The 15589-nt window shown below is 61.7% G+C and carries 14 protein-coding genes; 4 read left to right on the top strand and 10 right to left on the bottom strand.

Features of this window, described 5'->3' with window-relative positions:
- Positions 1-17: 17 nt before the first annotated feature.
- Together EDE05_RS08735 and EDE05_RS08730 are read right to left on the bottom strand one after the other, a co-directional pair.
- Complete coding sequence (locus EDE05_RS08735) at positions 18-1040, bottom strand: ABC transporter substrate-binding protein (RefSeq protein WP_105371500.1); 1023 nt, start codon at positions 1038-1040, stop codon at positions 18-20.
- Positions 1037-2107, bottom strand: a complete 1071-nt coding sequence (locus tag EDE05_RS08730) for a LacI family DNA-binding transcriptional regulator (protein WP_165924127.1) — start codon at positions 2105-2107, stop codon at positions 1037-1039. Before EDE05_RS08730 ends, EDE05_RS08735 begins: the two co-directional genes overlap by 4 nt.
- 145 nt (positions 2108-2252) lie before the next feature.
- On the opposite strand from EDE05_RS08730, the gene EDE05_RS08725 reads away from it, so the two are divergent.
- Positions 2253-3680, top strand: a complete 1428-nt coding sequence (locus EDE05_RS08725; protein WP_105371499.1) for an amidase — start codon at positions 2253-2255, stop codon at positions 3678-3680.
- Between the two features lie 257 nt (positions 3681-3937).
- Here EDE05_RS08725 and EDE05_RS08720 read toward each other — a convergent pair whose 3' ends face one another.
- On the bottom strand, positions 3938-4861 hold the full coding sequence (locus EDE05_RS08720; RefSeq protein ID WP_105371588.1) for a LysR family transcriptional regulator: 924 nt from the start codon (positions 4859-4861) through the stop codon (positions 3938-3940).
- A 100-nt stretch (positions 4862-4961) separates the two neighbouring features.
- On the opposite strand from EDE05_RS08720, the gene EDE05_RS08715 reads away from it, so the two are divergent.
- The 3 genes from EDE05_RS08715 (at position 4962) to EDE05_RS08705 (ending at position 8991) form a co-directional block, all read left to right on the top strand.
- Complete coding sequence (locus EDE05_RS08715; protein ID WP_105371498.1) at positions 4962-6137, top strand: acyl-CoA dehydrogenase; 1176 nt, start codon at positions 4962-4964, stop codon at positions 6135-6137.
- Positions 6138-6319: 182 nt separating this feature from the next.
- On the top strand, positions 6320-7756 hold the full coding sequence (locus EDE05_RS08710; protein WP_132409413.1) for an NAD-dependent succinate-semialdehyde dehydrogenase: 1437 nt from the start codon (positions 6320-6322) through the stop codon (positions 7754-7756).
- A 128-nt stretch (positions 7757-7884) separates the two neighbouring features.
- Positions 7885-8991 carry a DNA alkylation repair protein gene (locus EDE05_RS08705; protein WP_134100650.1) on the top strand — a complete coding sequence of 369 codons (1107 nt, stop codon included), beginning with the start codon at positions 7885-7887 and terminating at the stop codon, positions 8989-8991.
- 19 nt (positions 8992-9010) lie between these two features.
- Here the strand turns inward: EDE05_RS08705 and EDE05_RS08700 are convergent, their stop codons facing one another.
- The 7 genes from EDE05_RS08700 to mmsB form a co-directional block, all read right to left on the bottom strand.
- Positions 9011-9625, bottom strand: coding sequence for an N-acetylmuramoyl-L-alanine amidase (locus tag EDE05_RS08700; RefSeq protein WP_105371495.1), 615 nt, complete (start codon positions 9623-9625; stop codon positions 9011-9013).
- 197 nt (positions 9626-9822) lie between these two features.
- Positions 9823-10845 (bottom strand): sulfate/molybdate ABC transporter ATP-binding protein, encoded by a 1023-nt coding sequence (locus tag EDE05_RS08695; protein WP_105371494.1) that lies wholly within the window; start codon positions 10843-10845, stop codon positions 9823-9825.
- Positions 10842-11729, bottom strand: coding sequence for a sulfate ABC transporter permease subunit CysW (gene cysW / locus EDE05_RS08690; RefSeq protein WP_112799242.1), 888 nt, complete (start codon positions 11727-11729; stop codon positions 10842-10844). Before cysW ends, EDE05_RS08695 begins: the two co-directional genes overlap by 4 nt.
- Positions 11730-11731: 2 nt before the next feature.
- Positions 11732-12553: a sulfate ABC transporter permease subunit CysT gene (cysT, locus tag EDE05_RS08685; RefSeq protein WP_105371492.1), complete on the bottom strand. Its 822-nt coding sequence runs from the start codon at positions 12551-12553 to the stop codon at positions 11732-11734.
- A gap of 79 nt (positions 12554-12632) precedes the next feature.
- Entirely contained in the window at positions 12633-13631 is a 999-nt protein-coding gene (gene cysP, locus EDE05_RS08680; protein WP_105371491.1) for a thiosulfate ABC transporter substrate-binding protein CysP, read from the bottom strand.
- 215 nt (positions 13632-13846) lie between these two features.
- Complete coding sequence (locus EDE05_RS08675; RefSeq protein WP_105371490.1) at positions 13847-14086, bottom strand: hypothetical protein; 240 nt, start codon at positions 14084-14086, stop codon at positions 13847-13849.
- A gap of 585 nt (positions 14087-14671) precedes the next feature.
- A complete protein-coding gene (mmsB, locus tag EDE05_RS08670; RefSeq protein ID WP_105371489.1) occupies positions 14672-15559 on the bottom strand; it encodes a 3-hydroxyisobutyrate dehydrogenase in 888 nt (295 codons plus the stop codon).
- Positions 15560-15589 lie beyond the last annotated feature (30 nt).

Here is a 15589-nt window from a genome sequence, read left to right as displayed (position 1 = left end):
ATTACTTTATGGATTGCTTATTGACCGACCGCCTCGTTCCAGCTCTTGATCCAGCCGGCCCGGTTGTCGAGTGCGACGGCGGATGGAATGAGCTTCAGGCTTTTCGCCGTTTCCTCGCCATAGGTAAGGTTATTGGCGGCGGCTTCCGACAGCTTCACCTCCTTGTTGGCCGGGCTGTCGATCATCTTTTCAGCCACCTTGGTCTGAACGTCCGCCGAGAGCCAGAAGTCCATGAACTGCAACGCCAGGTCGCGGTTCTTGGAACCCTTTGTGACGACCATGACGTTCATGCCGCCGGTCTGGCCTTCCTTCGGAGTGGCCCAGGCGATCGGCATGCCGAGCTTGGTGAACGGCGCCCAGGTGAAGCGGCCGATCGGCGCTGCCCAGATTTCCTCCTGCTGCATCAGTTGCACGAGCTGCGAGGACTTTTCGTAGAAGGTGACGATCTCGTCCTTCTTTTCGCCGACCGCCGCGATCGCCGCCTTCAGGTCCGGCGTATCCTTGCCGAGCGCCTGCCCCAGCATGTAGAGCGCCGGCGGCCCCTGGTTGGTGGTGACGTTCGGCCAGGCGATATGGCTTGCATATTCCGGCTTCAGGAGATCTGCCCAGGATTCGATCTTCATCTTGTCGGAACGATAGGCGATCGAGGTGGCGTAGAACGTGTAGCCGACGCTCATACCGTCCTTGTTCGGATCCTTGGCGATGTCGTAGAGCTTGTCGAAGTTGGAGAGCTTGGACGTGTCCACCTTGTCGATCAGCCCGGCGCGCGAAGCGGCCAGCGCATCGGCCATGGAGACGACCGCCATATCGACCACCGGATTGGCCTTGTTGGCTTCCATCTTGGCGATGCGCTCGACGCTGTTGCCGGTCTCCACGACAAGCTTGCAGCCGCAGACCTTTTCGAAGGGATCGTAGATGATCTGCTTGTATTCGTCCTGCGCCAGCGCATAGACGGAGATTGTCAGCGTCTTTTCCTGGGCCTGAGCCGCCCCTGTGGCGAGCATCAGAACAGCGCCCGATGCAAAAATGACCTTTTTCATCGCGTAAGTTCTCCTGCTGTCGGTTTTATCGTTGAGGTTTGGGCATGCGAATTCGGAACGCCGCTCGACTGGCGGACGATAAGCTGCATGGGCACGCGGTCCCGGGCGGACGAGACCTTTTCCGCCGTCTCCGGCTCGATGCCGCCGGCAGCCTCGATGGCGCCGGTAAGGGCTGCAACCGCCAGATCGGCGATTTGTGCCATGTCCATGCGCATGGTGGTCAACGCCGGAGTGACCACGGGCGACCAGACGAGATCGTCGAAGCCGGTGACGCTGACCATTTCCGGCACGCGAATGCCCGCGCGCTGCAATTCGGTAAGCGCCCTCAGCGCCGAAAGGTCCGAAACCGCCGCAAACGCAGTAAACCCGGCCCTCGCCTTGGCCACGAGACCGAGAGGACAGCCTTTGCCTGAAAGAGCCTCCACCTTTTCGATCCACAGGGTTTCGCATTCGACTTCGGCGCCGAGGCCCGCCTTCAACCCGCCGATCCGGTCGTTCTGCACGTTGGAGGAGCTGCCCGTCCCGATCAGCAGGACCTTTCGATGTCCGAATGCGGCCAGATGCCGGCCCATCTGCGCCCCGCCATCCCAATGGTCGGCGGAAACGGTGTTACCGGGGGTCGACGGCGTATCGATGACCGCGACGGGACAACCGACATCGGCGATCCGCGTGCCGCGCCGGGGTACGATGACCATGCCGTCGACGCCGCGTTCGAGAAGCCGGTTGATCGCCTCGGTCTGCTGGCCGATATCGCCGCGGGAGTCGGCAATCAGCACGCCGAAGCCGGCATTCGAGGCGGCATTTTCGATCGCCTGGGCGATCTGCGGGAAAAGCGGATTGGCGATGTCAGGCAGCACCAGACCGAGCACTCCGGTGCGGCCGGTCCTCAGCGCCCGCGCCGTCAGGCTCGGCACATATCCAAGCTCCGCCGCCTTGGCGCGGACCTTCTCGACGAGTTCCGGAGATACCCTCCCCTTGCCGGAAAGCGCATTCGACACGGTCGCCGCCGACACACCCAGTGCGGCCGCAATCGCGCTCATGTTCGATCCGGTTCGGACAGCCTTCATCAGGGACCCTGCTTAAACGTTTAATCAGGATAGAGGGGCCGTACTGTTTTGTCGAGTCGTTTACAGGCCTCTCGCAACTTGTCCCGGGCTTCTTGACTTTTTCAGCTTCCCGGAAGGAAATCCAGACCGCCATCGGGAGACAGATATGCAGGACGAGGAAATTACCGGGCTTTCCGCCATTGAGCTTTCGGAGGCGATCCATGATGGCCGGCTCTCCTGCATCGATGCAATGAAAGCCTATCTCGCACGGATCGGGAAATTGAACCCGGCGATCAACGCCATCGTCAGCCTTCGCGACACTGGCGCCCTGCTTGCCGAAGCGGCCGCCTGCGACACGGAACTGGCCGGAGGGACTTCGCGCGGCTGGATGCATGGCTTTCCGATCGCCATCAAGGACCTCTGCGAGGTAAAGGGCATCCGCTGCACCTACGGTTCGCCGCTCTTTGCCGATTTCGTGCCTGATAAGGACGAGGTGATGGTCGAGCGGATCCGCGCGGCGGGCGCGATCATCATCGGCAAGACCAACACGCCCGAACAGGGCTTCGGCTCGCAGAGCTACAATCCGGTGCACGGCACGACGAAAAATCCCTACGATGCGACCAAGACCGCTGGCGGCTCGAGCGGCGGCGCAGCCGCAGCCCTTGCCGCGCATCTGCTGCCGGTGGCCGATGGCAGCGACATGATGGGGTCGCTGCGCAATCCGGCGGCGTTCAACAATGTCGTCGGTTTCCGTCCGAGCTACGGCCGCATCCCCTCGTCGCTGAAGCTCGAACTCTTCATGGGTCAGCTTTCGGTACTCGGTCCGATGGGGCGCACCGTGCGCGATGCCGCCGCATTGCTCTCCACCCAGGCCGGCTATGATCCCCGCGACCCGCATTCGCTGGCGACCGAAGACCTGACGCCTGAAATCCGCCATGACTTTTCCGGCACCCGCATTGCCTGGCTCGGCGATCTCGGCGGCTACCTGCCCTTCGAACCCGGCGTGCTGGAACTCTGCAGCGCCACCCTGCCCCTCTTCGAACGGCTCGGCTGCAAGGTCGATGATCTCGTGCCGGATTTCGACATGGCGGATGTCTGGCGGTCCTGGACGACGCTCCGAAGCTGGCTCGCCGCCAATGGCATGCGCGACAGCTACGACGATCCGGAAAAGCGCGCGCTTATGAAGCCGGAGATCATCTGGGAAATCGAACGCGGCCTCGAGATGACCGGACGCGAGGTGCATTTCGCCTCGAAACGTCGCAGCGCCTGGTATCAATATATGCTGGCGCTTTTTGAGCGCTACGACTACCTGATCCTGCCGTCGGCTCAGGTTTTTCCCTTTGATGCGGACATTCATTGGCCCAAGGAAATCGCCGGCCACACAATGGATACCTATCACCGCTGGATGGAAGTGGTCATCGGCCCCTCGATGGCTGGGCTGCCGGTCGCCGCCATGCCCGCAGGCTTTTCGCAAAAGGGCCTGCCGACCGGCATCCAGATCATCGGCCGACCGCGGGCGGACAAGGCGGTGCTGGAAATGGCACTTGCTTATGAAGCTGGGACGGATTGGTTGGATATGAGGCCGAGGCTTTAGCCGCGAGGGCGCAACGGGCTCCCTCTAATCTCCCCCCTTGAGGGGGAGATGTCACGAACGTGACAGAGGGGGGTGCCGCCGCAAACTCAACAGCAGAGGGAGTATGCCACCATACCCTCCTCTGCCCTGCCGGGCATCTCCCCCTCAAGGGGGGAGATCGACATGCCGCACCGCTTTGCCTTGCTCAGCCCTTTTGATTCAACCGGTTGAGCCTAAGCCTCTGCCCTTGCGGGGAGGATTAAGGCCACCTCAGCGCCTTACCACCCCACCACCTCTTCCTTTTCCCGATACCGCCCGACCTCTTCCAGCAACCACGCCCGAAAGGCCACCACCGGCCGGAAATCCTTCTTGCTCATTGGCGCCACCGCATAATAGGCGCTCGGGCTCCTGACCTGATGCGGAAACGCCTCGACCAACTGCCCGCTCGCGAGCTCTGAGTCGATCAGGAAAAGCGGCATCAGCGCCACGCCGAGCCCGGCGATGCACGCCTGCGCCACATTGCCGAACTGCTCGAAGCGCATGCCCTGCGACGGCGTGCCGGTTATGCCGAGGCTTTCGAACCAGTGGCTCCAGGCACCCGGTCGTGAGGCCATGTGCAGGAGCGGCAGACGCAGGAGGTCTTCCCCCTTGCCGATCGGATGCGTCTTGAGAAAGGCGGGTGAAGCGACCGGCGCCACCATCTCCTCCATCAGGAAGGTGCATTCGGCGCCCGGCCAGTCTGGCTCGCCGATATGGATCGCCATGTCGATGCCGTCCCGATCGAAATCGAAGACGCCGATGCGGGTCGCGAAATTCAGCGTGATCTCCGGATGACGCGCGACGAAATGCGGAATACGCGGCATCAGCCAGCGGGTACCGAAGGTCGGCAGGATCGCGATATTCAGCTGGTCGCTATGCCGTTTGGTCATGGCGGCCAGCGACGCGGAGCGGATCTGCGCGAGTGCGCCGGCAACCGCCTTGGCATAGTCTGCGCCCGCTTCGGTCAGCACCACGCCGCGGCTGGTGCGGTCGAAAAGCAGGATGCCCAATTGCTCCTCCAGCCCGGAAACCTGGCGGCTGATCGCCCCTTGCGTGAGCGACAACTCGTCCGCCGCACCGGAAAAACTGCCTAGCCGTGCAACGGAATCGAAGGCGGCGAGAGCCGAGGTGGAAGGAAGGAATTTTCTCGAAAGGTTCACCATGGTGCTATTACTATAGATCATGGCGGATTGAGTAAACGGTGCTTGCTCTCAGCCCCGCTGCGGCGATAATTCCTTCAACTTTGAAATTGGAGGCAGACCCTTGGCTTTTTCCTGGAGCGATCCCTTTCTCATCGAAGACCAGCTGACCGACGAGGAGCGGATGATCCGCGACGCGGCGGCCGCCTTTGCCAAATCCGAACTCCTGCCGCGCGTCCAGGAGGCCTATCTCGATGAAACGACGGAGCCCGAGCTTTTCAGGCTGATGGGCCAGACCGGCCTGCTCGGCGTCACGCTGCCGGAAGAATACGGCGCGGCCAACGCCTCCTACGTCGCCTACGGCCTCGTTGCCCGCGAGATCGAGCGCATCGACAGCGGCTACCGCTCGATGATGAGCGTCCAGTCCTCGCTGGTCATCTACCCGATCTACGCCTATGGCTCCGACGAACAGAGACAAAAATACCTGCCGGGCCTCGTCTCCGGCGAGCTGATCGGCTGCTTCGGCTTGACCGAACCCGATGCCGGCTCCGATCCGGGCGGCATGAAGACGCGCGCGGAAAAAATCGAAGGCGGCTACCGCCTGCGCGGCTCCAAGATGTGGATTTCCAACGCCCCGATCGCCGATGTCTTTGCCGTCTGGGCAAAATCGGAAGCCCATAACAACGAAATCCGCGGCTTCGTGCTGGAAAAGGGCATGAAGGGCCTCTCGGCGCCGAAGATCGGCGGCAAGCTCTCGCTGCGCGCGTCGATCACCGGCGAGATCGTCATGGATGGCGTCGAAGTCGGCGAGGATGCGCTGCTGCCTGGCGTTTCGGGACTGAAGGGTCCGTTCGGCTGCCTGAACCGCGCCCGCTACGGCATTTCCTGGGGCGTCATGGGGGCTGCCGAAGACTGCTGGTTCCGCGCCCGCCAGTATGGCCTGGACCGCAAGCAGTTCGGCAAGCCGCTCGCCGGCATGCAGCTCTACCAGAAGAAGCTCGCGGACATGCAGACCGAGATTGCGCTTGGCCTGCAGGCCAGCCTGCGCGTCGGCCAGCTGATGGATCAGCACAAGATGGCCCCGGAAATGATCTCAATCGTCAAGCGCAACAACTGCGGCAAGGCGCTGGATATCGCCCGTCAGGCCCGCGACATGCACGGCGGCAACGGCATCCAGATCGAATTCCACGTCATGCGCCATTCGCAGAATCTGGAAACCGTCAATACCTACGAGGGCACCCACGACGTCCACGCGCTGATTCTGGGCCGTGCCCAGACCGGCATACAGGCCTTCTTCTGATCCGCTTTCAACCGGCATTTGAGCGCAGGCGCGGGCTTCCCGCGCCTGCGCTTTTATTAGTATTACTTTTTCGCCAGCCCATTGATTGGGGACGGCTTTTATCTTACGTCAGCACCGGAATTTCCATCTGCCTCGGCGATCCCGACTACGCCGATCCCCCTTTGATCATGAAAGTGGACCTCATGCAGACCTATCCTGACGTAAAGCTTTTCATCAACGGCGAATGGCGCGATGCCATCGGCGGCGAGACCTTGTCCGTCGTCGATCCAGCAACCGAAGAGGTGATCGGCAAGATCGCCCATGCCCGCAAGGCCGATCTCGATCTGGCGCTGGAAGCGGCAGGCAAGGGCTTCAAGATCTGGCGCGATACCTCGGCCTTCGAGCGCTCGAAACTGATGCGCAAGGCCGCCGACATCATGCGCTCGCGCGTGGAAACCATCGCCTATATGATGACGCGCGAACAAGGCAAGCCGCTCGCCCAGTCGAAGATGGAAGTCATGGGTGCGGCCGACACGATCGACTGGTTCGCCGAGGAAGCCCGCCGCACCTACGGCCAGATCATCCCGGCCCGCTTCAGCGGCGTCTCGAACATGGCGATCAAGCTGCCGGTCGGTCCGGTGGCCGCCTTCACGCCCTGGAACTTCCCGATCAACCAGCTCGTCCGCAAGCTTTCCGCGGCACTCGCCACCGGTTGCTCCATCATCGCCAAGGCACCGGAAGAAACGCCGGCTTCCCCGGCCGAACTGATCCGCGCCTTTGCCGATGCCGGCATTCCGGCAGGCGTCGTCAATCTGGTCTACGGGATCCCGGCCGAGATTTCCGAATACCTGATCCCGCATCCGGTCATCCGCAAGATTTCCTTCACCGGCTCCACGCCCGTCGGCAAACATCTGGCGGCGCTCGCCGGCAGGCACATGAAGCGCGCGACGATGGAACTCGGCGGTCATGCCCCGGCGATCATCTTCGATGACGCCGATCTCGAAAAGGCGATCGAAGTAACGGCGGCGGCGAAGTTCCGCAATGCCGGCCAGGTCTGCGTCGCGCCGACCCGCTTCCTCGTGCAGGACGGCATCGCCGACAGGTTCATGGAAGGTTTCGTCAAGGCCGCGCGGGCAATCAAGGTCGGCAACGGCCTGGAAGACGGCGTCACCATGGGGCCGCTTGCCAACGACCGCCGCATTCCTGCCATGGAAGAGATGATCCATGATGCGGTATCGAACGGCGCCGAATTGAAGACCGGGGGAAAACGCATCGGCAACAAGGGCTATTTCTTCGAGCCCACCGTGCTTGCCGACGTGCCGACCTCGGCGAAGGTGATGAACGACGAGCCCTTCGGCCCGCTTGCAATCGTCAACCGCTTCTCGCATTTCGAGGACGCGATCGCGGAAGCCAACCGCCTGCCCTTTGGTCTCGCCTCCTACGCCTTCACGGGCTCGGTCAAGACCGCTCACGCCCTCGGGCGCGAGATGGAAGCCGGCATGCTGACGATCAACCATAACGGTCTTGCCATTCCGGAAGTGCCCTTCGGCGGCATCAAGGATTCCGGCTACGGCACGGAAGGAGGTTCGGAAGCGGTCGAAGCCTACCTCGAAACCCGCTTCGTCAGCCAGATGAGCTGAACGCGCACCCGCCGACAAACCAACCACAACCGGCCGACGCCTCAAGCATCGGCCGGTTTTCTTTTGCCCTTGCCTCCCCCAGACGAGTCGAATAGCAAAACAAAAAGGGAACATCTGAAGGTGAGGACATGGCCGAGACTGAAGCCGAAGCAGCTCCGCTGCTGAAGGAAATCTTCAATCGCGAACGCCTTAGACACTTTGCAGCCGAAACCGCCGCAATCTATCCCGCATTCGACTGCGAGAAGTTTCTCGCGCTGGCCTCGGAAGGTCTCGACGGCCTCAGCATTATGCAACGGCTCAGGCAGATCGCGGTCGCCTACCACCATGTCCTGCCCGGCGGTTTCGAACGAAACCTCGAAATTCTCCGCGCGCTCGCGCCGCGCATAGACCACGGCTTCGCCTCCATCACCCTGCCGGAATACGTGGCCCTCTACGGCCACGACCATTTCGATCTCTCCATGGATGCACTCGCCTTTTTCACCCGCTTCGGCTCCTCGGAATTTGCCGTGAGGCATTTCCTCCTGAAGGACCTCGAGCGGACGCTCAAGGTCATGCAGCGCTGGTCGCTCGATGAGAATGAGCATGTGCGACGCCTTTCGAGCGAAGGCTGCCGGCCTCGCTTGCCCTGGTCTTTCCAGTTGAAGGCGCTGATCGCCGACCCCTCACCGGTCGCGCCGATCCTCGAAAACCTGAAGAGCGATCCAAGCCTCTATGTCCGCAAATCCGTCGCCAACCACCTGAACGACATCACCAAAGACCACCCGGAATGGGTTTTCGACACGATCGCGCATTGGGATCAGAACGATCCCCGCACCGGCTGGATCATCAAGCAGGCACTCAGAACGCTGATCAAAAAGGGGGATTCCCGCGCCCTCCATCTTTTCGGCGTGGGCCACAAAGCGGAGGTGACGGTCGATGCCTTTGCCGTAACGCCCCCCGCAGTGAAGCTCGGCGGTTCGGTAAAGATCGCAGCAAGGCTCACGTCGACCGCCACTGAACCGCAGAAGCTCGTCATCGACTACGCCGTCCATTATGTGAAGAAGGCCGGCGGCACGTCGAAAAAGGTCTTCAAGTGGAAGGAGATCACGCTTGCGTCCGGAGCAGCCTGCGAGCTTTCGATCAGCCGCGCCATCCGAAATTTCACCACGCGTGTGCACTATCCCGGGCGGCACCCGGTCGAACTCATCGTCAATGGCGAGGTTCTGGCAACGAGCAGCTTCGAACTTCTGCCTTGACGCAGTTGCCAGTCCCGGATCAGGTATGGCGCCCGAGGATACGCGACCGTACGGAATTCATTGGGAAGGCCGGACCGGGGTCCGACTTTCGCGGCCACGAGATGTCGTCATGGCCCAAAATGTCGAGGAAGTTGTATTTTGCATGCAGTGCGTGGGCGACCTCGATCAGCCTGTCCAGCTGCTTCTGCGGATATGTATGCCAGCCGCGCACAGGCCCTCCCCGCTCGTGAGCTGCCTCCATGACCTCGCCATCCGGGATTTCCTTGCCGAACCACGTCGTGAACTTGCCGTTCGCAAGTTTTGTCAGAACACCGCCGTTGGAAAGTTCAATGCCTATCGAATGACTGTTGAGGCCGGCGATTTCTCCCCACTGGCTCCGCCCGGCATGCCAGGCGACACGATTGAACGGCACGATCTGCGCCACCTTTCCGTCCCGCCCGATGAGGAGGTGGACCGACGCCTGGGTCTCCTTGTCGCGGGCAAGCGACTGAAGGTCTCCATCGAAAGAGGCCCCGGCGGTATAGTGGATGACCAGAAAACGGGGATCGAGCGCCCCGCCCATTTTGGTCGTGCCCTCATCGAGAATATCGACGCCCTGCGAAACAAGTTTATGGTTTGCGATTGAAAACGACATGCGCCCCTCCAAGCGTAGGTGGCGCCCCGTGAACGCCGGCAGTCGGATCGCTCACGCAAAGGAGAACCCTGGCGCGCGGCGAGCCGGCGACCTCCAGAAGGGTGACAACGATAGCTGACGACATGCGGGGCAGGTATGCTTACGCAACAACCTTCGCATACAGTATCAATAATTGCAAATGCAATTTTAATACAACTTTAAGTAAGCAGGAACACTTTCGCCCGCCGCAATGTCACGAAGCCGCCATCCCCTGCTTTCACGAGGCGTTCCGGCTCGACATCGAATTCCAGATGCTCGCCAGTCTCGGCCGTCGCCAACACCCGGCGACCGTCGGCGCGGTCGAGTACGCGGATGATGCTGGCGGGAATGCCGGGGCCTTGCAGCGACCAGTCGAGATCGGTCGGACGCGCATAAAGCTCGGCCTTGCCGTTCGCCAGGCCGGAAACCTCGATCGCGGCGCCGCTGGCATAGGCCCTGCCGTCGCGCACTTCGGCAGCGATCACGTTGGCATCGCCGAGGAATTTCATGACGAAGGACGATTTCGGATCACGGCAGACCTCTTCCGGGGTGCCCTGCTGGACGATCTGGCCGTCTTTCAGGATCACAACCCGGTCGGCAAGGTCGAGCGCCTCTTCCTGGTCATGGGTGACGAAGAGCGTGGTGATGCCGAGTTCCGAATGGATCTCGCGCAGCCAGCGGCGAAGGTCGCGGCGGACATTTGCATCGAGCGCGCCGAACGGTTCGTCGAGCAGCAGCACCTTGGGATCGACCGCAAGTGCGCGGGCAAGCGCCACACGCTGCCTTTGGCCGCCGGAAATCTGCGCCGGAAACCGATCGCCGAGGCCTTCGAGGCGAACCAGACGCAACAGATCCAAAACGCGGGCGTCGATCGCCGCCTTTTCGCGTTTCACCCTGGACACCTTCATGCCGAAGGCGATGTTTTCCGCGACCGTCATATGCGGAAAAAGCGCATAGTGCTGGAAGACGAAACCGACGCCGCGATCGCGCACGGGAATATCGGTCGCATCCTGATCGCCGAAATAGATGTGGCCTTGATCCGCATATTCGAGGCCGGCGACCATGCGCAGGATCGTCGTCTTGCCGGAACCGGATGGCCCGAGCAGCGCGACGAGTTCACCGCTTTCGATCTCCAGCGAAACATCTTTCACCGCACGGAAGGTTTCAAAAGTTTTGACGACGTGGTCGAGGCGGATTTTCATGAGGTTTTCTCCGCAGTATTGGCGGCAAGTGCCGGACGTCGGATCCGGCCCGCCCCCTGGCGCTCCAGCGCCACCTTGGCAATGATGGTGAAGACGGCGATCAGCGCCAGGATGGAAGCCGAGGCGAAGGCACCTGCCGCCTGGTAGTCGTGATAGAGCAACTCGATATGGAGCGGCAGCGTATTGGTCTGGCCGCGGATATTGCCCGAAACGACGGAGACGGCGCCAAACTCGCCCATGACGCGCGCATTGCAGAGCACGACGCCATAAAGCAGCGCCCATTTGATGTTCGGCAGCGTCACCGAGAAAAAGGTCCGCCAGCCGGACGCGCCGAGGGAGGTCGCCGCCTCTTCAAGATCGCGCCCCTGAGCCTGCATCAACGGGATAAGTTCGCGCGCGACGAAGGGTGCGGTTACGAACATCGAGGCCAGAATGATGCCGGGGATCGCGAACAGGATCTTGACCCCATATTCGTCCAGCACCGGCCCGAATATGCCCTGCAGGCCATAGACGAAAAGATAGGCGACGCCGGCGACGATCGGGGACACGGAGAACGGGATCTCGATCACAACGAGCAGGAAACGCTTGCCCCAGAAATCGAACTTGGTGATCGCCCAGGCGGCTGCGATGCCGAAGACCGTATTGACCGGCACGGCGACGAGCGCCGCAAGCACCGTCAGCATGATCGCGTGGCGCGTATCGGGATGGGTGATCGTATCGCGATAGACCGCCCAGCCTTTGGCGAAGGCTTCGACGCCGATGATGATCAGCGGTGCGAGGATCAGGAAGGCGCCGAGGACGAGCACCACGCCGATCAGCAATCGGCGAAAGAGCGGCTGGTCGCCAACGCGCGGCGGCTTGCGGCGGGTAGCGGGAGTGCTCATCGTCAACCCCTCGCCGTGTAGCGCAGCGCCCGCGACTGCATCCAGTTGGTGAGCGCGAGCATGAAGAACGCTGTCAGGAGGAGGACCGACGCGATCGCAGCAGCGGCCTGATAGTCGTATTCCTCGAGCCGGATGAAGATTAAAAGGGCAGTGATCTCCGTCGACATCGGCTGGTTGCCGGCAATGAAGATGATCGCCCCGAACTCACCAAGCGCCCGCGCGAACGAGAGCGAGACGCCGGCCAGAAGCGCAGGCGTCAGGAGCGGCAGGATGACCTTGCGAAAGATCGCCCAGTCCGAGCCGCCGAGCGATTGCGCCGCCTCTTCCAGCGCCGGATCGAGATCCTCCAGCACCGGCTGCACCGTGCGCACGATGAAAGGCAGCGAGGTAAAGCACATGGCGATCATGATGCCGAGCGGCGTATAGGCCACCTTGATGCCGAGATCGCCGAGGATCGAGCCGAACCAGCCGTTGGTGGTAAACAGCGCCGTCAGCGCAATGCCGGCCACCGCCGTCGGCAGCGCGAAGGGGAGATCGACCATGGCGTCGACGATGCGCCAGCCGGGAAAGCGATAGCGGGTCAGCACCCAGGCGAGTGCGAGGCCGAAGAAGAGATTGAAGACTGTGGCGCCCAGCGCCGAAAGCACGGTGACGCGGTAGCTCGCGAGCGCCCGGCTGGATGAGACGATCCTCCAGTAATCCTCGGGCCCGAGGCTCGCCGCCTTGAAGACGAGCGCCGCCAGCGGGAGCACGACAATCAGCCCGACATAAAACAGGGTCACGCCCAGCGACAATGGCAGTCCGGGCAGGACATTGCGTCTCACGCAGCTACTTCCTTTTTTCACGGCAAAGCCCGGCGAAGAGAATCCGCCGGGCAGGATCAAATAATGTCAGGGTGCCGGATTAACGGCTGCCGTAGAGCTTGTCGAGAGTGCCGCCGGACGCGAAATGCTCCGACTGGATCTTCTGCCAGCCGCCGAACACGTCGTCCACCTTGACGAGCCGGATTTCCGGGAACTGGCTCTTGAACTCTGCCGCCACCTTCTCGTTGTTGATGCGATGGCCGAACTGCGCGGCGATCCGCTGGCCTTCCTCGGAATAGAGGAAATCGAGATAGGATTTGGCGAGCGCTTCGCTGCCGTGCTTCTTGGCGACCTTGTCGACGATGGCAACCGGGAATTCCGCAAGCAGGCTGACGGATGGCGTGACGGCCTCGACCTTGTCGGCGCCGTATTGTTTGGCGATTCCGCGGGTTTCCGCTTCGAAGGTGATCAGCACGTCGCCCGTCTCGCGCTCCACGAACGTGGTCGTGGCGGCGCGACCGCCGGTATCGAAGACCGGAACATTGTCGAAGATCTTGGCGATATAGGCTTCGATCTTTTCCTCGTCGCCGTCATAGGCTTCCTTGGCCCAGGCATAGGCCGCGAGATAGGTGTAGCGGGCGTTACCCGAGGTCTTGGGGTTCGGGAAGACGGCATGCACGTCGTCACGCGCCAGATCGCCCCAGTCCTTGATGTTCTTCGGATTGCCGGCGCGCACCAGGAAGGACGGGAAGGAATAGAAGGGCGAGGCGCTGTTCGGGAATTCCTTCTGCCAGTCGGCCGAAACAAAGCCCTGTTTGACCAGGAAATCGACGTCCGTCACCTGGTTGAAGGTTACGACATCGGCTTCCAGCCCTTCGACGATGGACCGGGCCTGCTTGGAGGTACCGGCATGCGACTGATCGATCGTGACGCCCGGATGGCTCTTGATGAAGGCCTCGTTTTCTGCCGCGAAGATTTCACGGGCGATGTCATAGGAGGCATTGAGGAGTTTGTTCGGCTGCTGGGCGAGCGCAGGCGTTACGAAAAGCGCGGCCAGGGGGGCGACAAGCGCGGTGCCGAGGATAAGGAGGCGGTGCATGGATTTCTCCGGTGTTCGAGACTGACGGAGAAACTACCGGGAGACACGACGGACCGCGAGGAAGGGGGGACCCCGCCAGATGGCGAGCTTGGAAATTTTTCTCCATTTCAGCATCATTTGGCGGAGCTTTTACCCCTGTTTTACAATGCCCCCTTTGGCCCGCGCCGAAAAGCCCAGGGCTTGAATGCGCCACGGGCTCTCGGCGGACAGGTACCTTAGCGCCACTGACGGCCGTCGGCGCCGCTCTGGCAGCCGTAAGGGGGCAGAATATTGCCGAAGGTTTCGTGCAGCCTGTCGCATCCCCATTTATTGATGGGCCCCGGCATCCGGCTGTTCAGTTCGATGCCGATCTCCTCATACGCCGTTTCGCTGTTGGTCACGTATCTGTGCCAACGGAAGCCGATGACGGCAATCAGTGCGATCATGGCGATCGAAATCAGCTTGATAACTTTCATATTATTTCTCCGTGCATAAAATAAGCGGCCTCAAGACTGCCGAGACGGCGCTTCCGGTTTGCGCCCGGAAGCGGCCATCCCCTCTTTATGATTGCTCTGAAAAAGTCCAGCGCTGATCGGCTATCGATTGCAATCCCCAACCCGGATCAACCTTTTTGGTCGGCGAAGTATCCCGAAGCGTTTCCCATTTCGTCCACGAAATAAGCCGCAGATGCCCACGGGGATATTCGAAGATCTCTCAAAAAATAATCCTCCACCCCTTCAATGACTTCCGTCGAACGAGCCGCTCTTTTCGTCCCCCTCCCTCGCCGCCGCGCCACAATCATCCCGTCATCGGATGGGAACCGGGTTCGCGAACCGGCCTCCTCCTCGGGTTCTCGGCTCGGTTCCGGTGATGGTCGTGAAAAGTGGTCTGACGAGGGCTGGGAAATCCTCGAATGATCGCCGAAGCGGCCGGGGCAGGCAGACAAAATCTACCTTCTACCCGCATCACCCACTGCCTGCCCCGTTCCCGACCATGCCGGTGCTGCCGGCGTGGCCAAACGTGTTGGCGAAGCCCGCCTGCATCAGAAGATCGGATCCACCCTAGGCACCCGCCTTCTCCCGCAGCATCTGGATGATCGCGGAAAAGTCGTCGCCGCCATGCCCGGCTTTCTCAAACTCCGCATAAAGCTCGGACGCGTGACGCCCGAGCGGCGTGGCGGCCCCCGTCTGCCTGGCTGCCTCCTGCGACAGCGTCAGGTCCTTCAGCATCAGCGCGGCGGCGAAGCCGGGTCTATAATCGTTGTTGGCGGGCGAGGTCGGCACCGGCCCCGGAACCGGGCAATAGCTGGTGAGCGACCAGCACTGCCCGGACGAGGTGGAGGCGACGTCAAACAGCGCCTGATGCGAAAGACCGAGCTTTTCCGCCAGCCCGAAGGCCTCGCAGACGCCGATCATCGAAATGCCGAGGATCATGTTGTTGCAGATCTTCGCCGCCTGCCCGGCCCCGGGGGCACCGCAATGAACGATCTTCTTGCCCATGGCTTCCAATATGGGTTTTCCCATTGCGAAAGCCTTTTCCGAACCGCCGACCATGAAGGTCAGCGTCCCGGCCGCCGCTCCGCCCGTGCCGCCCGAGACCGGCGCATCGAGCGCGCTGCAGTTCATCACCTCCGCCAGCTTGTGCGCCTTGCGGGCGCTTTCCACATCGATGGTGGAGCAGTCGATGACCAGCGTGCCCTCAGGCAAAAGCGTCGTCAGATCGCTCCAGACCGCCGTGACATGCTGGCCTTTCGGCAGCATGGTGATGACGCATTCGGCATCGCTGACGGCTTCCGAAAGTGCGCCGGCGGCCTTGATACCGGCTGCTGTTGCGGCCTTTACGGAAGCCTCCGACAAATCGAAGCCGCGAACCTCGTGGCCCGCCTTCACCAGATTGGCGGCCATCGGTCCGCCCATATTTCCAAGGCCCACAAACGCGATCTTGGTCATCTTTCCCTCCCGTCTGTTCTTCTTCCTGCC

The organism is Neorhizobium sp. R1-B, from assembly GCF_004368875.1.
GTDB classification, from domain to species: Bacteria; Pseudomonadota; Alphaproteobacteria; order Rhizobiales; family Rhizobiaceae; genus Neorhizobium; species Neorhizobium huautlense.
Note: the sequence above shows the minus strand (reverse complement) of the source record. Positions and strands in the feature narration are given on the sequence as shown.